Raw genomic sequence first — 19,318 nt, 5'->3', positions numbered from 1 at the left:
AGGCATGATCGTGCTCGGCCTCACCGGATCGATCGGCATGGGCAAGTCGACTACGGCCAGGATGTTTGCCGAAGCCGGCGTGCCCGTCCACGATTCGGACGAGGCTGTGCATCGCCTCTACGCCGGCAAGGCGGCTCCGCTGGTGGAGGCGGCTTTTCCCGGAACCACAAAATCCGGGTCGGTCGATCGCACGAAGCTGGCCGAGCGGGTGCTCGGCGATGCCGCAGCCTTGAAACGGCTGGAAGCGATCATCCACCCGCTGGTCCGCGCCGACGCCGACGCCTTCCTGGCCCGGAACCGTGCCGCCAGCGCGCCGCTTGTCGTTCTCGACGTCCCGCTGCTGTTCGAATCCGGTGGCCGCGACCGCGTCGACAAGGTCGTGGTCGTCACCGCCTCGGCCGAAATCCAGCGCGCCCGCGTGCTGGCGCGGCCGGGCATGAGCGAAAAGAAGCTGGCGTCGATCCTGGCCAGGCAGGTTCCCGACGCCGAAAAGCGCAAGCGCGCCGATTTCATCATCGACACTGGACAGGGCTTCGATGCGGCGCGCGCGGCGGTCAATGCGATCGTCGCCGAACTGGTGGGGGATAAGGCCGGCAAGCCTGCTTAACGCGCTTGCATCGGGCGGAATATGTTGCCAATTTGTTCCCATAATGATTCGGCTGGAATAACGCCGGACCCAACGGAATGATTCGATGCGCGAGATCATCTTCGACACGGAAACCACCGGTCTCGATTTCCGCGATGACCGCGTCATCGAGCTTGGCTGCATCGAGCTGGTCAATCGGTTCCCGACCGGCCGCACCTTCCACCATTACATCAATCCGCAAGGACGACCGATCCATGCGGAGGCGCAGGCCGTTCATGGCATCAGCGCCGCCGATCTCATGGGAAAGCCGACCTTCAGCGACATCGCCGATGATTTTCTTGCCTTCATCGACGGCGCCAAGCTGGTCGCCCACAATGCGACTTTCGATATCGCTTTTCTCAATGTCGAATTCGGCCGGCTTGGCCATCCGCTCGTTGACCCCGGACTTGTCGTCGACACCCTGGCGCTGGCGCGCCGCAAGCATCCGATGGGACCCAATTCGCTGGACGCGCTCTGCCGGCGCTACGGCATCGACAATGCCCGTCGCACCAAGCACGGCGCCTTGCTCGATTCGGAATTGCTGGCCGAAGTCTATATCGAGCTCATCGGCGGCAAGCAGGCGGCGCTCATCCTCGACAGCGCCACGGCGCCGGCCGGCGGCAGGAGAAACGTCGACGATATCGATATCAGCATCGGCGCGCGGCCGATTGCACTGCCGTCTCGCCTGACCGCCGCAGAGCGTAGCGCGCACGCGAGCATGGTCGGCACATTAGGCGAAAACGCGCTCTGGCTGCGCGTCGCCGCGGAAGCAAGTTCCGCGGCATAGCGATTTTGACGGGTAGGAAAGGCGATCGGCAGCGAACGTCGATTGTTTCGTTCCGTGGTAATCTCCAAGGTCTGCGACCCGCCACTGAAATTGGCCGCTGGAACGATCGGCTTCCGACCTGTCAGGATCGAGGAGTTCGTCTCAAAGCAAAAAAACCCGGCGCGAGGCCGGGTTCTTCAAAGGCTGCGCAACACCAGCCTCAGCTCACCTTGACCTTGCCGGCGGCCTGGTCCTCAGCCAGCTTCTGCTGGAACATCTGCGCGAAATCGATCGGATCGAGCATCAAGGGCGGGAAGCCGCCATTGCGCGTCGCCTCGGCGATGATCTGCCTGGCGAACGGAAACAGCAGCCGCGGGCATTCGATGAACAGCAGCGGCAGCATGTGCTCCTGCGGGAAGCCGCTGATGGCGAAAACGCCGCCATAGACCAGCTCGACGTTGAACAGCACTTCCTTGTCGAAGGACGCCTTGGCGTTCAGCGTCAGATTGACGTCGAACTGCTTGTCCGAAAGCGGGTTGGCGTTGACATTGACGTTGATGGCGATGCCAGGGGCCTTGTCGCGGCCGCGCAGCGAGTTCGGCGCGCCGGGGCTTTCGAAGGAAAGGTCCTTCACATATTGGGCAAGCACATTGAGTGAGGGCTGCGTCGCGTCGCCGTTGCCACTGGCCGCGCCGGTCGGCGCGTCGTCTTTGCTGGCCATAAGCCTTTATCCTTTTGCCTGGGCAGCGTTGCTGACCGGATTGAAATCGGGCGTTCGCTACCATGGCCGGCATGACAAGACAAGGTTTGCCGACCTACTCGTCCCGGAGGCGTTTGCCGACCTACTCGTCCCAGAGGCGTTTGCCGACCTACTCGTCCCGGAGGCGTTTGCCGACCTACTCGTCCCAGAGGCGTTTGCCGACCTACTCGTCCCAGAGGCGTTTGCCGACCCTACTCGTCCTCAAGGCGAGCTACTCGTCCTTTAGGCGGCGCCAGGGAGAATTGTGATCCGGGCCGCGCTTGTAGTCGTCGCCGCGCGAATAGTCGCTGTCGTCAAGGTCGATGGTCTTGTCGCGTTGCCGGGCCCTGAACCCGCCGGTGCTGAAATTGGTCGCCAGCACGATGCGGCCTTTCAACAGGCGCCAGGCAAGGTCGCGAACCGGCGGCAGGAACAGCAGAATGCCGAAAATGTCAGTAATGAAGCCGGGAATGATGAGCAGGATCGCGGCCAGCACGATCATGGCGCCATGCGCGAGCTGGCGGCTTGGATCACGGCCGGCGTCCATCTCGGCCCGGACCCGGGTCATGACGCCGAAACCCTGGTATCGCAACAACAGCGCGCCGGCGATACTCGAAGCCAGCACCAGGCCGACCGTCGCCAGGGCGCCGACCTGGCGGCCGACAACGACGAAACCAGCGATCTCCAGCAGCGGAAGCGCGAGGATGAACAGGGGAAGCAGCGAAATGCGCAAATCTTGACCGATCGTTTCCATGTTTTGCCGGCCTGCGGGCAATCGCCGCTGGCACTGGCTCTTTTAGATAGGTATGCCTGCCTTTAATTTGAATGATTGCACCTTGCGTTCTATATGCTTTGGATGTTGAACGCTATGCGACCGCAGCCATTGCCTGGCCGGGCGGTCCGGCCGGAGTAGGGATTGATTGGCGGAAGATATGGGATTCTTCGACTTCGGCACGATTTTCTTTCTGGTTGCGGCGGTTGTGATTTTTTTCCAGCTGCGCAATGTGCTCGGCCGCCGCACCGGCAGTGAGCGCCCGCCCTTCGATCCCTATACGGCGGGCCGGACGCGCGACGACACCCAGAAGCCGGAGAATGTGGTCTCGCTGCCGCGCAAGCGAGCGCCGGGAGAGCCGGCAATCGACGCCTATGCGGCGATCGACGCCTTCGCCAAGCCTGACACCGATCTCAACAAGGGACTGCGCGCGATCAAGGACAATGATCCGGCATTCGACCCGAAGACCTTCGTCGATGGCGCCAAGATGGCCTATGAAATGATCGTGATGGCCTATGCCGATGGCGACCGCAAGACGCTGAAGAACCTGTTGTCGCGCGAGGTCTATGACGGCTTTGTCGCGGCCATCGGCGACCGCGAGGCGAAATCGGAAAAGATCCAGTCCTCCTTCGTCGGCATCGACAAGGCCGACATCGTTTCCGCCGAGATGAAGGGCAGCGAGGCGCATATCACGCTGCGCATCGTCAGCGAGCTAATTTCGGCGACGCGCGACAAGGCCGGCGCCGTCATCGACGGCGATCCCGAAACCGTCGCCGAGGTCAAGGATGTCTGGACCTTCGCCCGCGATACGCGCTCGCGCGACCCGAACTGGAAGCTCGTCGCCACCGAAGAAGAAGACTGAGCCCGGACCACGGCGAGGCTCCGGTGTCGCTATCTCAGGCGTTCCGCGAAAAATCCTTTGACGATCTGCCCGGTTGGGACGAGGACGACCATCTGGCCGCGTTCGCGGCTTTCCGGCGCTCGGCTTTTCATGTCCTGACAAAACCCTATCGCTCCGGCGGGCTCGGCGTCGATTTCAATGCCTTCACCGAGGCCTACGCTGCAGCCCGCACCGTTTCGCCAACCGACCGGGCGCAAGCCCGCGCCTTCTTCGAGCATCATTTCATCCCGGCGCACATAGGGGGCGAAAGCGGCGGCACCGGCCTCGTCACCGGCTTCTATGAACCGGTGGTCGACGCTTCATCGGTGCGAACCGAACGATTTGCGGTGCCGCTGCTGTCGCGCCCGGCCGATCTCGTCGACATCGACGACGTCAACCGGCCGCCCGGCATGGATCCCTATCTCGCCTTCGGCCGCGCCACGCCGAACGGGCCGGTCGAGTATTTCGACCGCGGCGAGATCGAGCGCGGCGCGCTCGTCGGCAAGCGCTTGGCTGGCAAGGGTCTGGAAATCGCCTGGCTAGCCGACAAGATCGACGCCTTCTTCATTCACGTGCAAGGTGCAGCCAGGCTCACCATGACCGACGGCCGGTTTTGCCGCGTCACCTATGCCGCCAAATCCGGCCAGCGCTTTACCGGACCCGGCAAGATCCTGAGTGAATTAGGCGAAATCCCGCTCGAAGCGGTGACCATGCAGTCGGTCCGCGCCTGGTTCAAGGCGCATCCGGATCGCATCGACGAGATCCTGTGGCGCAACCGCTCCTATATTTTCTTCCGCGAGGCGGCTGTCGACGACCCGGAACTCGGGCCGATCGCTGGCGCAAAAGTGCCGCTGACGCCGGGCCGCTCCGTCGCTGTCGACCGTCTGCTGCATACATTCGGCACGCCGTTCTACATCGATGGGCCGTCGCTGACCGCTTTCGACGACAAGCCGTTCCGGCGACTGATGATCGCGCAGGATACCGGCTCGGCCATTACCGGGCCGGCCCGCGGCGACCTGTTCGCCGGAACGGGACATGCGGCCGGCGAGATCGCCGGCGTTGTCCGCAACCCTGCCGATTTCTACGCGCTGATACCGCGCCCGCTTGTACCGGGAGCGGGGCGATGACCCGGCGCATCGACAGGCTGAGCGAGGACGATCGGGTCCTGTGGAACCTGGTGGCGCGCACGGCCAAGCCGCTGAAGGGCAAGTCCGCCAGCGACATCCCGGCTATCGGCCCGGACGTCGGTGATGACACGAAGCCACCGCCGCGTGTCCAGGCGATGGCTCCTGCTGCGGCCACGAAAGCAAAGGCGCAGCATGTCTCGCATGTGATCGACGAACCGACGCTGGAAAAACTGTCGAAGGGCCGATTGCCGATCGAAGGCCGCGTCGACCTACATGGCCTGAGCCAGGACGAAGCCTATTCGCTGCTGTTTTCCTTCCTGCACCGGGCGCATGCCGGGGGCATCCGTTATGTGCTGGTCATCACCGGCAAGGGTTCGTCGTCGGGCGGCGACGGCATCTTGCGGCGCGCCGTGCCCGCCTGGCTGTCGACACCCCCTTTCAGGCCGCTTGTCTCCAGTCACGACCATGCTGCCCGCAACCATGGCGGCTCGGGCGCGCTCTACGTCCGCCTGCGGCGTCGGCGCTAATGAGGATGCACCCCATGAGGATGCACTTGTGACCCCGTTCGGCGAAAAGCTTCGCGCCCTGCGAAGCCAACGCGGTGTCAGTCAGAAGGCCATGGCCGAGGCGATCGGCGTCAGCGCCGCCTATTTGTCGGCGCTGGAGCATGGCCGCCGTGGCGCGCCGACCTGGACGCTGATCCAGAAGATCATCGGCTATTTCAATGTCATATGGGACGATGCCGAAGAACTCGAGCGGCTGGCGGACACCTCGCACCCACGGGTGAAGCTCGACACGTCGGGCCTCAGCCCCGCTGCCACCGAGCTTGCCAATGTTCTGGCCGAAAACATCGAAAAACTCGACGAAGCGGAGCTTCGCCGCATCACTGCATCGATCCGCGCCGCGCTGAAGCAGCCAAAGTGACGGCCTGCTACTGAACCGCGCCAACCAGAACCGGCTGGCCATCACGGATCGAGACCCAGCGGCCGGTATTGTCGATCGCCTGCCGCTTGAGGAAGCGATAGCCGGTCCGGTCCCACGAGCGGACCTTTCCGTCCAGATTGTCGAGGACGTAGTCGCCCTTGCTTGTGCGCACGGTCAGCACGGCGTGGCCCTCACCGTCCGGCTTGCGCACGACGGTCATCAGAAGATTGGCGTAGGAAACGCCCAAGCGGTTCAATTCGCGGCGCTTTTCCAGGACATAGTCCTCACAGTCGCCAACGCCCTTGACGGGATAGGCCCAGACCTCGTCCTTGCCATAAATGTCGATGTCGCTTATCGGCTTGACGGCGGCGTTGACCTTGGCGTTGACGCTGAGCATCTTGCGCCAGAGCGCACCGCTCATGGTGGCCGGGGCGAGATTGCCCGGATGGATCGAGCATTCGGCCGGACTGGTCTTGCAGAAATCGTAATGGCCGATCGGCTGCGATGTCGGCCCGCCGGTTGCCATTGGTCCCGCCGAAGCCGCCGTAGACCAGCCTGCCGCAAGTGCCAGCCCTAACAGGGCGCACGCGCGCAGCCTTCTCGCCATTGGTGAGGAAATCATTGTCCCCCTCGTCCCTTGTTGTTAATGAAAGGTTAAGGGCGATCTACAGTCCCTGTCAATTATACCAACGGCCAGATTTGCGACATGGTTACCCGCGCGGCCGAAACAGCGGCTATTGTGCAACAGGTCGACTTGAACTGGGCTGCCATCCGGGACTCACAAGGCTACATCTTTACTTTTTGGCGGTGCGAACCAGCTTCGGCCTCACCGCAACGCGGGTCTGGCGGCCATAGCTGGTGATGAAGTCGACGATGCGCGGCACGATTTCGGAGCGGAAGCGCGAGCCGTTGAAGACGCCGTAATGGCCGACCGCCGGCTGCATGTAGTGAGCGTGCCTGTCCGCGGGGATGTTGATGCAGAGGTCGTGCGCGGCCTGGGTCTGGCCGAGACCGGAAATGTCGTCGTTCTCGCCCTCGACCGTGAACAGGGCGACATTGCGGATATCGGAGGGGTCGATGGCGACGCCGCGATGCATCATTTCTCCCTTGGGCAGAGCATGGCGGACAAACACCGTGTCGACCGTCTGCAGGTAGAACTCCGCCGTCAGATCCATCACCGCCATATATTCGTCATAGAAGTCGCGGTGCTTTTCAGCATTGTCGCCATCATGCTTCACCAGATGCATGAAGAAGTCCTTGTGGGCGATGATGTGGCGGTCGAGATTCATGCTCATGAATCCCGAAAGCTGCAGGAAGCCGGGATAGACCTCACGGCCGAAGCCGGGCACCGGCCACGGCGCCTGCATGATGACGTTGTCGCGGAACCAGTCGATGCCCTTTTCCTCGGCCAGAAGGTTGACCGCTGTCGGATTGCGGCGGGTATCGATCGGCCCGCCCATCAGCGTCATCGTCGAGGGGACGAACGGGTCGCCGCGCGTTTCCATCAGCGCCACCGCCGCCAGCACCGGCACCGAAGGCTGGCATACCGCCATGACATGGGTATCGGGTCCCAGCGCATGCAGCATGTCGATGATGTAATCGATGTAGTCGTCGAGGTCGAAGCTGCCATCCGCCAGCGGCACCATGCGGGCATCGACCCAGTCGGTGATGTGCACATCGGCATGGGGCAGCATCGCCTCGACCGTGCCGCGCAGCAGCGTCGCATAGTGGCCGGACATCGGCGCCACGATCAGCAGCTTCGGATCAGGGCGGCGGCCGGCGGGGGTCGCCCGCTCGAAACGGAGGAGATTGCAAAACGGCCGCGACCACACCGTCTTTTCGGTGACATCGACGCTTTTCCAGTCGACCACCGTCTTGGTCAGGCCGAATTGCGGCTTGCTGTAGCGGCGCGTCGTGCGCTCGAACAATTCGGCCGTTGCCGCGATCGAGCGGCCCCAGGACGTGTGCGTGAATGGATTGAGCGGATTGGTGTAGAACATACGCACCGCATCGGCATAGAGGCGGGCCGGTTGTACGGCGGCGTGGTTCAATTCGTAGAACTGGTAGAACATCGAGAACCCCGCTGCTGCGACCGAAGGGACGACAGCAGTGCCGAGCCTTGAATCTCGCGGGAGGTTAACAACAAACTGCTGCGATGCAATACGTCAGGTGCCGTGATTTATGCTGATACTTTCGTCTAAGGTGTTGAAAACCGGCTTGAACGGCGGCAGCCGGCTTATTGTGCGGTTGCGAAGGCGTAAACGAGGCAAGGCGTGTCCGGCTCAGGCCGGACACTACAAGCATCACACGCGGTCGGTGCACACGGAAGTATGGCCCGAACTTATGAAGCCGAGCCGGCTGGCGGCGCCCTTCGACAGATCGATCACACGCCCCTTGATGAACGGGCCGCGGTCGTTGATGCGCACGACGACGCTGCGGCCGTTCTTGCGGTTGGTCACCTTCAGCTTTGTGCCAAAAGGCAAGGTACGGTGCGCGGCGGTCAGCGCCGACGGGTTCATCCGCTCGCCGGAAGCGGTCTTCGAGTACAGCGCGTACCAGGAGGCGCGGCCGCATTGCGCGGCGGCAGGGGAGGTGGATGCGCCGACCATCAGGCCAGCCGCAATCGTCGCCGCGACAAGCGCGGTCCGGTTTGGTTTCGTCATCTGTGGCAAGTGGCTCCGTTTGACAGACCCGGCCGTTAAGGATCGAATGTGGTACGAAATGCGGCAGTCATCTGGCGGTTCCATGACTAAAGTACACGTTTGGAGACGGTGGGAAACACTTTGTCAGAGGTTATTCGGCGTCGCCGCGTATCCCCGATGGTCTTCGTCTCGATATCCGACGTCGATATACAAGCAGAAGCGAATACGATCGGGTCGCCTCCTTTCGCTTTGCCATCGCGGTCATGGCTGAATTGACGATCGACTTGGAAAGGAAATTCCGGCGATGAGATTGATCAAGAATCTGCTGGCGTTGGTCGTGCTCGCCCTCGGCGCGCTGTGGTCGCTGCAGGGCAGCGGCCTCGTCGGCGGCAGCTTCATGACCGGCCAATCGCAATGGCTCTATATCGGTATCATCACTGCGCTGGTCGGCCTGGGCGGCCTGGTGTGGGCGAACCGTTCGCGCCCCTGACACTCGAACCACCTCAGGGTTTGGCGGCGTTTCGGTCGACCGCCGAATGTGCGCCCGCCACAAAGCATTTCCTGTTTTGGACCCACCTTAGGCAAATCAATGCTGCGAATAGCCGAGGATTTGAAAACCGGTCCCTGTATTCGGGATTAGTCGAGGATTTGAAAACCGGTCCCTGTATTCGGGATTAGTATAGTAGTCTTATCAACATTGCAGGAATTGAGAGAATGATTAGCGATGTCCATTTCGCGGCGATCGCCTGCAGCATCATGTCGAGCGCTGGCTGTCCAATTGGCGTGTCTCGCAGGAGGAAGAACCTCCGGCAAATAGCCTCAACGGCTGAAAACGAAGCAAAATCAACGGTGCCCGCTTGTATATCATGTTACTAGAATTTATGTGTCATACAGGCTTGGACGCGGGGGGCGCACTATTCGCTTCGCAACCGGTGCCTCTGCGCCATCGCACGACAGGAAAACGCTCGGTCTATGCTCACGAAAAAGGGCAAGTACGGCCTCAAGGCGCTCGTCCATCTTGCGCGGCTGCCGGTTGGACAGCTCGCCTTTGTTGGCGATATCGCCACCGGAAACAACATCCCGAAGAAATTTCTCGATGCCATCCTGGTTGAGCTGCGCAACGCCGGTTTCGTCCAGAGCCGCAAGGGCAAGGAGGGCGGCTATCGCCTGGCGCGGCCGGCGGATGAAATCAAGATCGGCCACGTCGTGCGCGTGCTCGACGGGCCGCTTGCCCCCATTCCCTGCGCCAGCCGCACCCGGTATCAGCGCTGTGAAGACTGCAACGAGGCGACATGCCAAGTCCGACATCTGATGCTCGAGGTCCGGCAAGCAATCGCCGAGGTGCTGGATCAGCGCAGCCTCGCCGAGATGCGCGATATCGCCGGCGACGAAGACCTTTCGGCTGCGTTGAAAATCCAGGCCTGAGCCGGGACCGACGGCTCCCGAGACAATTGGTGCGCTCATGACCGGGCGCGCAAATTCGACCGTCCCGAATTCTATCGTTATCGTTGGCGGCGGCGCCAGCGGCGTCGTCCTTGCCGCGCATCTGTTGAAATCGCCCAATCCGGATCTTCGTGTCACCCTGATCGAAAAGCGCCCGCATTTCGGCCAGGGCATCGCCTATTCCACGCTGCTGTCGGCGCATGTGCTGAATGTCAGCGCGGCCGGCATGAGCGCCTATGCCGACGATCCCGGCAATTTCTGGCGCTGGCTGCTTGAATGCGGCCTGGCAACCCCAGAGCAGGCGCCGGTCTACGCGCCGCGCAGCGTCTATGCCCGCTACCTGAAGGAGCTGCTGGACGAGCTCGAGGCTCGCGAGACGGGGCGTCTTCGCCTGATCCGCGAAGAAAGCCTGACGATCTCGCCGACCGGGTCCGGGGCCGAGGTGACGCTGGCCAACGGCACCAGCGTCGTCGCCCACCTTGCCGTGCTGGCGACCGGGCACGACGAGGAGCCGGGCGCCGGCCAGGGCCATGCGATCAGGATGGGATCGGAAGCCGACACCACGCTCGACCCGGAAGCCCGAGTCCTGGTGCTGGGCACCGGCTTGAGCATGGTCGATGCGTTCCTGTCGCTCGAACAGCGCGGCCATCGCGGTGAGATTATTGCGGTGTCACGGCGCGGCCTGCTGCCTTCGCCGCACCGCAAGGGCAATCCGATCAAGCTCGACGTCGCCGACATTCCGCTCGGCACCCAGCTTTCTTATTTTGTCGGCTGGTTTCGCGACCTGATCCGGGAAAACCAGAAGGCCGGCATCGACTGGCGCGACGTCGTCGACGGTCTCAGGCCATTCAACCAGAAGATCTGGCAGAACTGGCCGTCTTCGGCCAAGCGCCGCTTTGTCGAGCACACCAAGGCATGGTGGGACATCCACCGCCATCGCATGGCGCCACAGGTCTACGCCCGCGTCACCGAGGCGGTTCAATCGGGCCGCATCCGGCTTGTCGCCGGGCGTGTCGTCGGCATCGCGGCGGGCGACGAATTCACCGTGCAATTCCAGTCGCGCCACACGCAGCGTCTCGAAACATGCGACGTCGCCCGCATCTACGATTGCACCGGCATCGCCAGGGACATCTCGACCACCTCTAACAGCGTGGTGCGGTCGCTGGTCGACCGCGGGCTGGCCCGGCCGGATCCGCTGCGCCTTGGCCTCGACGTATCAGACAATTGCGAGGTCATCGCCAGCGACGGCACCGTATCGGCCAAGATCCTCGCGGTCGGGCCGCTGACGCGCGGCACCTTCTTCGAGATCGACGCCATTCCCGATATTCGCGTCCAGTGCGCGCGTCTGAGCAAGCGGTTGCTGGGGTGAGGCAGAATCTGTTGATGGCAGAGGGGGTGGGAAGGATTGCTGCAGAAGGTGTTTGGGTTGAGACCACCAGCAGCTGAAGACTGGAATCCCATTCCCCGTCTGGCCAACGGATTGGCACGATCTATCTTCTTTCAGACTGCAAACGGCTGGAAAAGACGATAGGCTGACAGCCTGCCCAAGGCGGTCGCTTGACCATGGAGCATCTGATATGAGCAAGCATAAGATCGCCGCACCCGACAGTTCCCCCTCGGGCAGTGCCCATTCGGACAGTCCATCGTCTCGTCTGCGTCCGCCCTATGCATCGGTTCTCGACCTGATCGGGCAGACGCCGGTCATCGAGCTAACCAAATTCGACGTCGGCAAGTGCCGACTGTTCATCAAGCTCGAAAGCCAGAATCCCGGTGGCTCGATCAAGGACCGCATCGCGCTGTCGATGATTGCCGCCGCCGAAAAACAGGGCAAGCTGAAGCGCGGCGGCACCATCGTCGAGGCGACCGCCGGCAACACCGGTCTCGGCCTCGCCCAGGTCGGCATCCCCAAGGGCTACCGCATCATCCTGGTCGTGCCCGACAAGATGTCGCGCGAAAAAATCCAGCATTTGCGGGCGCTCGGCGCGGAAGTGCGCATGACCCGTTCCGATGTCGGCAAGGGTCACGCCGAATACTATCAGGACATCGCCGAAAAGATCGCCGCCGAGCTGCCCGGCGCCTTCTATGCCAACCAGTTCGCCAATCCGGCCAATCCGGACGCCCATGAAACCACGACCGGTCCCGAGATTTATTCGCAGCTCGACGGCGACGTCGACGCGGTGGTCGTCGGCGTCGGTTCGGGCGGCACGCTGACCGGGCTTGGCCGCTACTTCGCAAAGGTCTCGCCGAAGACCGAGATGATTCTCGCCGATCCGGTCGGCTCGGTGCTGGCGCCGTTGATCAAGACCGGCAAGATGCAAGAGGCCGGAAGCTGGACCGTGGAAGGCATCGGCGAGGATTTTGTGCCGCCCAATGCCGATCTGTCGCTGGTCAAAAAGGCCTACTCGATCACCGACAAGCAGAGCATGCTGGCGGTGCGCGACCTGCTGTCCAAGGAGGGCATCCTCGCCGGCTCGTCGTCCGGCACCCTGCTTTCGACGGCGCTTCGCTATTGCCGCGAGCAAACCGTGCCGAAGCGGGTCGTCACCTTCGTCTGCGACAGCGGCAACAAATATCTGTCGAAAGTGTTCGACGACTTCTGGCTGATCGAGCAGGGCCTCGCCGAGCACGAGCAGCATGGCGACCTGCGCGATCTGGTGATGCGCACACACCGCACCGGCGACATCGTGTCTGTCGGCCCGGACGAAAGCCTGCTCAACGCCTATGGCCGCATGCGCCGCTCGGATGTCTCGCAATTGCCGGTGCTGGACGACGGCAAGCTGGTCGGCATCGTCGACGAAAGCGATATCCTCGCCCACGTCGAAGGCCCCTATGACAGCCGCTGGGACCGCTTCAAGGCCCCGGTGCGCACGGCCATGACCGCCAATTTGCACACGCTGCAGGCCAGCCAGACGCTGGACGCGCTGCTGCCGGTGTTCGACCGCAACGAGGTCGCGATCGTCTTCGACGGCGACGAATTCATCGGCCTGATAACCCGCATCGACCTGATCAACCATCTGAGGCGCCGCGCACGATGACCATCAAAGCCACCGTATCGGGCAGGAACCGTTTGGCCTTCTCGACGCGCACGATCCATGGCGGCCAGAGCCACGACCCGACGACGGGCGCGGTGATGGTGCCGATCTATGCGACCTCGACCTATGGCCAGCAGAGCCCGGGCGTGCACAAGGGTTTTGAATATGCCCGCAGCCAGAACCCGACCCGCTTCGCCTTCGAGCGCGCGGTGGCCGATCTCGAAAGCGGCGCAGCCGCCTTCGCTTTCGCCTCGGGTCTGGCGGCGATCGCCACCATTTTCGAACTGCTCGATTCCGGCGCCCATGTCGTCGCCACCGACGACATCTATGGCGGCACCTTCCGGCTGCTGGAGCGGGTGCGCAAACGCTCGGCCAACCTCCAGGTCGACTTCGTCGACTTCACCGATCTTGACGCGGTCGAAGCGGCGATCCGCCCGGAAACCAAACTGCTGTGGGTCGAGACGCCGACCAATCCACTGCTGCGCGTCGTCGATCTCGAAGCTGTCGCGGCACTGGCCAGGCGCAAAGGTGTGCTCTCGGTCGCCGACAACACCTTCTGCAGCCCCTATCTGCAGCGGCCGCTGGAGCTCGGCATCGACATATCAGTCCACTCGACGACGAAATACCTCAATGGCCATTCCGACATGGTCGGCGGCGTCGCCGTGGTCGGCGACAACAAGGATCTCGCCGACCGGCTGAAATTCCTGCAGAACGCCATCGGCGCCATTTCCGGGCCGTTCGACAGTTTTCTGGCGCTGCGCGGCCTCAAGACGCTGGCGCTGAGGATGGAGCGCCATTCGTCAAACGGCCAGAAGATCGCGCACTGGCTGGAAAGCCGCCCCGACATCCGCCGGGTCATCTATCCCGGTCTCACCAGCCACCCGCAGCATGCCATCGCCAGGCGCCAGATGCATGCCTTCGGCGGCATGATCACAGTCGAGCTCGACCGCGACCTTGCCGGGACAAAACGCTTCCTCGAACACACGCAGCTGTTCACCCTGGCCGAGAGCCTCGGCGGCGTCGAAAGCCTGATCGAGCACCCGGCGCTGATGACGCACGGCTCGATCCCGGCGCAAAAACGCACCGAGATTGGGATTTCTGATTCGCTGGTGCGGTTGTCGGCGGGGATCGAGGATGGCGATGATCTGATTGCGGATTTGGATCAGGCGCTGGCGAGTTGAGCGGAAGCAGTCGTGTCGGAGGACTTGTGCTGAGACGGACAATTGTCGATGCGGCGCTGCCCCTCACCTGCCTGCCGGCATCCTCTCCCCGTATAGCGACGGGGAGAGGGACGACTTCGTTTATGATTTCGCTAATCTACGCCACAGAACAAGCGCCGAGGCCGCAGCTGCCCCTTTCTCCCCGTCACTATACGGGGAGAAATGCCCGGCAGGGCAATGAGGGGCGGCGCCAACGCTCCGGAATAGGTAATTGACCTGAGCCGCATCTGGGCGGAATTGTAGCGCCACGATGCCTCAGTTCGCCTGACTCCGAAGCAATGAACAACCGACAGCACCACCAACCGACGGCTGCCGACCCCCTGACCTTCGCCGTGCTGGTCTTCCCCGGCTTTCCGATGATGGCGTTCAGTTCGGTCATCGAGCCGCTGCGCGCGGCGAATGTGCTGGCGAAGCGAGAATGCTACCGCTGGATCATCGTCGGCGCCGCCGAGGGGCCGGTCGAGGCCTCGAACGGCGTCGTCATCCAGCCCGGCTTCTTCGCCGAAAATGCGCCGAAGGTCGACCGCGTCGTCGTCTGCTCGGGCGGCAATGCCGATCATCTCGTCGCCGACAATGTCGTGAGCTGGATCCGCAGGAGCCTGCGCGGCGGCGCCCATATCGGCGCGGTGGCGGATGCCGCGTTCTTCCTTGCCCGCGCGGGCCTGCTCGACGGCCATGCCTGCACCTTGCACTGGACCAGCCAGGCCGCCTTCACCGAGGCCTTTCCGGACATCGAGCTCAGGCGCGATCTCTACGTCATCGACCGCAAGCGCTTCACCTCGGCCGGCGGCGTCGGCAGCCTCGACATGATGCTGGAGATCATCACATCAGACTATGGCGCCGAACTTGCCGCCGGCGTCGCCGAATGGTTCGTGCACAGCCCGCTGCGCTCCAGCGTCGACCGCAAGCTGATGCCGCTGCGCTTACGCACCGGCGTCCAGAACGAACTGGTGCTGTCGGCCATCGCCATCATGGAGGATGCGGTGGAGGAGCGGCTCGGGATGGCGGAGCTGGCTGTGAAGCTGGGCGTCTCCTCCGACAAGCTCGAACGAAACTTCCGCTCAGAGCTCAGCATCTCGCCCAACGGCTATTACCGCCGCCTGCGGCTGAAGCGCGCCGCCGATCTCCTGGCGCATTCGACGCTGATGGTGCGTGACGTGGCGCTGGCCTGCGGCTTCGCCTCGATGTCGAGTTTTGCGCGGGCATTTCGGGAGGAGCATGGGCACGCGCCGAAGGTGGCGCGGAGGCATTAGGTCTTGCGAGACGTTGGCGCGACAGGGGCCTTCGTAGAGCGCTACGGAACGACTTCAAGCGGCATCCGGCATAACATCTGCGGCATCCCGCACAGCCTCTGCGCGGCGCATGGCTCATCTTCTCCACCTCCAGGAGGCACCCGATGAGCATCGTCGTTTTCGACCCCGACAGCACCGAGGACGTCGACTTCAAGGACCGCATGCGCCACCCGCCGGCCGCCGACCCGGCCGGCGGCATGTGGCTGTCCGACACCGAGCCGTCCTTCATCGATGCGGACGCGCTGCGCAAGGGGCGGCTGGCCAGGCTGCGCGCCTGGATGCGCGAGGCCGGCTATGGCGCCGTCGTGCTGTTCGATCCCTACAACCAGCGCTACGCCACCGGCTCGCGCAACATGTTCGGCTATTTCCTGCGTAACTCGACGCGCTACTTCTTCATCCCTGCATCGGGGCCGATTGTGCTGTTCGAGTACCCGCAGAGCTACCATGTCTCGATGGTGCTCGACACGATCGACGAGGCGCGGCCGTCCAAGCTGGTGTGGTCTTCGGTGTCGGGCCGCGACGACGAAACCGCAGGTCCATTCGCCGACGAGATCGCCGAACTGCTCAAGGCGCATGGCGGCGGCTCGATGAAGCTCGGCCTCGACCGCTGCGGCCATCTGCAGGCGCTGGCGCTGGAAAAGCGCGGCTGCGAGGTCAGGGATTGCCAAGGTGAAATTCTCGCCGTGCGGGCAGTGAAGACGCCGGAGGAAGTAAAATGCCTGCAGGTGTCGATGGCCGGCGCCGAGGCCGCCGTCTATGCAGTGCGTGAGGCGATCAAACCCGGCGTTTCCGAAAACGATCTGTTCGCCATCATGTATCACGAAGTGATCCGGCAAGGCGGCGAGTTCATCGAAACCCGCCTCTTGACCTCCGGCCAGCGCACCAACCCGTGGTTCAACGAAGCCAGCGGCCGCAAGATCAGGCCGGGCGAGCTTTTGGCGCTGGATACCGATACGATCGGCTGTTACGGCTACTATTCGGACTTCTCGCGCACCTTCCGCTGCGGGCCGGGCAAGCCGACGGATTATCAGAAATCGCTCTACCGCATGGCCCACGACCAGGTTCAGCACAACATCTCGATCGTCAAGCCGGGCATGGCGTTTCGTGAGATCGCCGAGAAGGCCTGGAAGATCCCGGACCGCTTCGTCGACCAGCGCTATACGTCTGTCATGCACGGCGTCGGCATGCATGGCGAGACGCCGTTCATCGCGCATGCCATGGACTACGAGACCTATGGCCGCGACGGTTTTGTCGTGCCTGGCATGGTGGTGAGCGTCGAGAGCTATATCGGCGAGAAAGGCGGACGCGAGGGCGTCAAGCTTGAGGACGAGATCCTGGTCACCGAAACCGGCAGCGAGCTACTGTCGCGCTTTCCCTATGAAGACGATTTCCTGGAGAAACAGGTTTGACGCTCGTTCCCTCGCGCAGAAGTTTTGATAGCCGGACGCGTTTGACCGGTCGCAGGCCTTGGCGACTGTCCCAAACACCCTTCGCTTCGTCGTCCTGGGGCGGAGCAAGGAGCGCAGCGGCGCGGCGCAGACCCCAGGATCCATGTCGTGACTTCAGAGCGCTGCTGCGGTGCGGAATTCTGCTCCGCCGCACTCCTCGACAGCCGTCACGGCATGGATCCCAGAGTCTCCGCGACGGAGCTTCGCTCCTGCTTCGCCCTAGGCGTCAGCCAATCTCCACGGCTTGCGGTAGCCCACCGAAAGGAACAGCGTTGGCCGGGAAGCCAGGCGCGGTCGCATGAAAACGCCCATTTCCATCGAACGCGGCACGGCGGCCGCGGTTTTCGTCGATCTCCAGGAGGAGCATCGGCAGGACAAGCGCTATCTGGTCGAGGGTTTTGGCGACATTCTCGCTAACGTCCAGCGCCTGCAGGCGACCGCGCGGGCCAATGATGTGCTGCTTTATCATTCGGCCTATATCGTCGATCTCACCAGGGAGGCCCGGCGGTTCCATCCAGTCGATGCGAATGGCAGGTCGGCTTTCTCCGACAAGGACGATCCGCTGACGGCGATCTGTCCGGAAGTGGCGCCGGTCGCCGGCGAGATGATGCTGGTCAAGACTGAGGCCAGCGCCTTCGGTGCGGGCCCTGCCGGCGGCCGGCTCAAGGCTAAAGGGATCGAGTGGCTGGTCGTTGCCGGCGTGTGGACCGAGGCCTGCATCGACGCCACCGTCAGGGATGCGGTATCGTCAGGCTTTCGCGTGCTTTTGGTCAAGGATGCCTGCGGCAGCGGCAGCACGGCGATGCACCAGACCGCGATCCTCAACCTTGCCAACCGGCTCTATGGCGGCGCCGTGACCACGACCGAAGGCGCTTGCCGATTGATGGCAGGCGAGACGGTCGATGCATGGCAGGTCGTGGGCTCGGTGCCTTTGCGCTTTACCTATGAAAACGCGGCCCAGCTCTACGAAGAGCTCTGACGCTTCCAGCGGATTTGGTGGGACCGGATGGCGATGGTCAGCGATGCCGCAAAGCCCGAGACAGCAAAGCGCGGAAAATACGCGACGCTGCTCGACCCGGCGCTGTGGACCTATATCGACCGGGTCAATGCATGGTATCCGCCCGGCATGGACCTGCCGGTCGACAAGCAGCGGTCGGTCTATGACGCGATGTGCCGGGCGTTCCACGCAGGCATTCCCGCAGGTGTCGAAGCCAGCGACGGCACGGTTGCCGCCGGCAGCCATGCGATCCCGATCCGGCGCTACCAGCTCGCGGGCAAGGCGCCGCAAGCGATGGTCGTCTATTATCACGGCGGCGGCTTCGTGCTTGGCGGGCTCGACAGCCATGACGACATCTGCGCCGAGATCTGCGCCGACACCGGCTTTGCCGTGCTGTCCGCCGACTACCGGCTGGCACCCGAACATCTGCATCCGGCCGCATTCGACGATGCGCTGGCGGTGTTCGAATGGGCGGCGGCGACAGCCGGCCTGCCGATCGTGCTGTGCGGCGAGAGCGCCGGCGGCAATCTTGCCGCTGGGGTGGCGCATGCGACGCGCCATCATCCTCGCCCCGCAATCGGCCAGGTGCTGATCTATCCCGATCTGGGCGGTCCTGAGCCAGGCGGCAAAGAGAGCGCCGGCTCCTATGTCGAGCACGCCGAGGCGCCGCTGCTGACACTCAGCGACATCGAATTTTACAGGCAGGTCCGCTCCGGCAAGAAACAGTCGCCAGCCGACCCGACCTTCCTGCCGCTGCGCGACAATGATTTCTCTGGCCTGCCGCCGACGGTCGTCGTCACCGCGCAATGCGACCCGCTGTCGTCGGACGGCGAAGCCTATCGCGACCGCATCCTTGCCGCCGGCGGTCGCGCCTGGTGGTACGAAGAGCCGCGCCTCGTGCACAGTTTCCTGCGCGCCCGCAAAACCGTGCCGCGGGCCAGCGAGGCGTTCACCCGCATCGTCGCCGCCATCGCCACGCTTGGCAAGGGCGAGTGGTTGTAGTGACAAGGCTGGTGTGATTTGCCCCCTTCGCCCTCACCAGAGCGTTGGCGCTGCCCCTCACCCCCTTACACCTCTCCCCGTGAACAACGGGGAGAGGGGATCGCCATCGTTGCGGCCAAGCCCCTTCTCCCCGTCCTTTACGGGGAAAGGCCCCGGCAGGGGGTTGAGGGGCAGCGCCGAGATCGACAGTTGATCATTTCCAATTTGAGTCGGATGCCCATTTTATCTGACTCAACTGCCTCATATTGACCCTCTCTGTTTCATTGCCCCTGCGGAACAGCGCACAACAACTGCGGAAACCCGAACACTTCCCCTCTCAAGCCCGCACTATCATTGCCCATGGCCAAAGGCGCGCCGGCCGACCGCATCCGCCCCCGCGAAGCGGCCGGCCGGGCGCCGACAGGGAGGA

The 19,318-nt window shown here is 63.3% G+C and carries 20 protein-coding genes; 15 read left to right on the top strand and 5 right to left on the bottom strand.

The window, feature by feature from the left end:
- Positions 1 to 4 precede the first annotated feature (4 nt).
- Positions 5 to 607, top strand: a complete 603-nt coding sequence (gene coaE / locus ACWTU7_RS17155) for a dephospho-CoA kinase (protein WP_455839214.1) — start codon at positions 5 to 7, stop codon at positions 605 to 607.
- Positions 608 to 692: 85 nt separating this feature from the next.
- Complete coding sequence (dnaQ, locus tag ACWTU7_RS17150; protein ID WP_455839215.1) at positions 693 to 1,412, top strand: DNA polymerase III subunit epsilon; 720 nt, start codon at positions 693 to 695, stop codon at positions 1,410 to 1,412.
- 199 nt (positions 1,413 to 1,611) lie between these two features.
- Here dnaQ and secB read toward each other — a convergent pair whose 3' ends face one another.
- Positions 1,612 to 2,112: a protein-export chaperone SecB gene (gene secB, locus ACWTU7_RS17145; RefSeq protein ID WP_029348040.1), complete on the bottom strand. Its 501-nt coding sequence runs from the start codon at positions 2,110 to 2,112 to the stop codon at positions 1,612 to 1,614.
- 250 nt (positions 2,113 to 2,362) lie between these two features.
- Entirely contained in the window at positions 2,363 to 2,863 is a 501-nt protein-coding gene (locus tag ACWTU7_RS17140) for an FxsA family protein (RefSeq protein WP_127208970.1), read from the bottom strand.
- Positions 2,864 to 3,062: 199 nt separating this feature from the next.
- Between ACWTU7_RS17140 and ACWTU7_RS17135 the strand changes: the two genes are divergently transcribed.
- Genes ACWTU7_RS17135 through ACWTU7_RS17120 form a run of 4 tightly spaced genes read left to right on the top strand, consistent with a single transcriptional unit; the run spans position 3,063 to position 5,833 of the window.
- Complete coding sequence (locus ACWTU7_RS17135) at positions 3,063 to 3,764, top strand: Tim44/TimA family putative adaptor protein (RefSeq protein ID WP_065006492.1); 702 nt, start codon at positions 3,063 to 3,065, stop codon at positions 3,762 to 3,764.
- A 23-nt stretch (positions 3,765 to 3,787) separates the two neighbouring features.
- Positions 3,788 to 4,909, top strand: coding sequence for a murein transglycosylase A (gene mltA / locus ACWTU7_RS17130; RefSeq protein WP_455839216.1), 1,122 nt, complete (start codon positions 3,788 to 3,790; stop codon positions 4,907 to 4,909).
- Positions 4,906 to 5,436, top strand: coding sequence for a Smr/MutS family protein (locus ACWTU7_RS17125; RefSeq protein ID WP_455839217.1), 531 nt, complete (start codon positions 4,906 to 4,908; stop codon positions 5,434 to 5,436). The genes mltA and ACWTU7_RS17125 overlap by 4 nt, the downstream gene beginning before the upstream one ends.
- Positions 5,437 to 5,464: 28 nt before the next feature.
- On the top strand, positions 5,465 to 5,833 hold the full coding sequence (locus ACWTU7_RS17120) for a helix-turn-helix domain-containing protein (RefSeq protein ID WP_095520159.1): 369 nt from the start codon (positions 5,465 to 5,467) through the stop codon (positions 5,831 to 5,833).
- 7 nt (positions 5,834 to 5,840) lie between these two features.
- Here the strand turns inward: ACWTU7_RS17120 and ACWTU7_RS17115 are convergent, their stop codons facing one another.
- From ACWTU7_RS17115 to ACWTU7_RS17105, 3 genes are all read right to left on the bottom strand, one after another.
- Positions 5,841 to 6,455: a transglutaminase-like cysteine peptidase gene (locus tag ACWTU7_RS17115; RefSeq protein ID WP_455839218.1), complete on the bottom strand. Its 615-nt coding sequence runs from the start codon at positions 6,453 to 6,455 to the stop codon at positions 5,841 to 5,843.
- Between the two features lie 172 nt (positions 6,456 to 6,627).
- A complete protein-coding gene (locus tag ACWTU7_RS17110; RefSeq protein WP_455839219.1) occupies positions 6,628 to 7,905 on the bottom strand; it encodes a polyhydroxyalkanoate depolymerase in 1,278 nt (425 codons plus the stop codon).
- A gap of 231 nt (positions 7,906 to 8,136) precedes the next feature.
- Positions 8,137 to 8,496, bottom strand: a complete 360-nt coding sequence (locus ACWTU7_RS17105; RefSeq protein ID WP_455839220.1) for a septal ring lytic transglycosylase RlpA family protein — start codon at positions 8,494 to 8,496, stop codon at positions 8,137 to 8,139.
- 283 nt (positions 8,497 to 8,779) lie between these two features.
- On the opposite strand from ACWTU7_RS17105, the gene ACWTU7_RS17100 reads away from it, so the two are divergent.
- From ACWTU7_RS17100 to ACWTU7_RS17060, 9 genes are all read left to right on the top strand, one after another.
- Complete coding sequence (locus ACWTU7_RS17100) at positions 8,780 to 8,965, top strand: hypothetical protein (RefSeq protein WP_029348051.1); 186 nt, start codon at positions 8,780 to 8,782, stop codon at positions 8,963 to 8,965.
- 482 nt (positions 8,966 to 9,447) lie between these two features.
- Entirely contained in the window at positions 9,448 to 9,900 is a 453-nt protein-coding gene (locus tag ACWTU7_RS17095; RefSeq protein WP_029348052.1) for an RrF2 family transcriptional regulator, read from the top strand.
- Positions 9,901 to 9,937: 37 nt separating this feature from the next.
- Complete coding sequence (locus tag ACWTU7_RS17090; protein WP_455839221.1) at positions 9,938 to 11,287, top strand: FAD/NAD(P)-binding protein; 1,350 nt, start codon at positions 9,938 to 9,940, stop codon at positions 11,285 to 11,287.
- 208 nt (positions 11,288 to 11,495) lie between these two features.
- Positions 11,496 to 12,953, top strand: a complete 1,458-nt coding sequence (locus ACWTU7_RS17085; protein ID WP_455839222.1) for a pyridoxal-phosphate dependent enzyme — start codon at positions 11,496 to 11,498, stop codon at positions 12,951 to 12,953.
- Positions 12,950 to 14,131, top strand: coding sequence for a cystathionine gamma-synthase (locus ACWTU7_RS17080; RefSeq protein WP_455839223.1), 1,182 nt, complete (start codon positions 12,950 to 12,952; stop codon positions 14,129 to 14,131). The genes ACWTU7_RS17085 and ACWTU7_RS17080 overlap by 4 nt, the downstream gene beginning before the upstream one ends.
- A 317-nt stretch (positions 14,132 to 14,448) precedes the next feature.
- Positions 14,449 to 15,423: a GlxA family transcriptional regulator gene (locus tag ACWTU7_RS17075; RefSeq protein WP_455839224.1), complete on the top strand. Its 975-nt coding sequence runs from the start codon at positions 14,449 to 14,451 to the stop codon at positions 15,421 to 15,423.
- Positions 15,424 to 15,566: 143 nt separating this feature from the next.
- Positions 15,567 to 16,871 (top strand): M24 family metallopeptidase, encoded by a 1,305-nt coding sequence (locus ACWTU7_RS17070; protein WP_455839225.1) that lies wholly within the window; start codon positions 15,567 to 15,569, stop codon positions 16,869 to 16,871.
- A 337-nt stretch (positions 16,872 to 17,208) separates the two neighbouring features.
- Positions 17,209 to 17,889, top strand: coding sequence for an isochorismatase family protein (locus ACWTU7_RS17065; protein WP_287331090.1), 681 nt, complete (start codon positions 17,209 to 17,211; stop codon positions 17,887 to 17,889).
- 27 nt (positions 17,890 to 17,916) lie between these two features.
- Positions 17,917 to 18,909 (top strand): alpha/beta hydrolase, encoded by a 993-nt coding sequence (locus ACWTU7_RS17060; protein WP_455839226.1) that lies wholly within the window; start codon positions 17,917 to 17,919, stop codon positions 18,907 to 18,909.
- The last annotated feature ends 409 nt before the right edge of the window (positions 18,910 to 19,318 follow it).

The organism is Mesorhizobium sp. BHscii (genome assembly GCF_053848065.1).
Note: the sequence above shows the minus strand (reverse complement) of the source record. Positions and strands in the feature narration are given on the sequence as shown.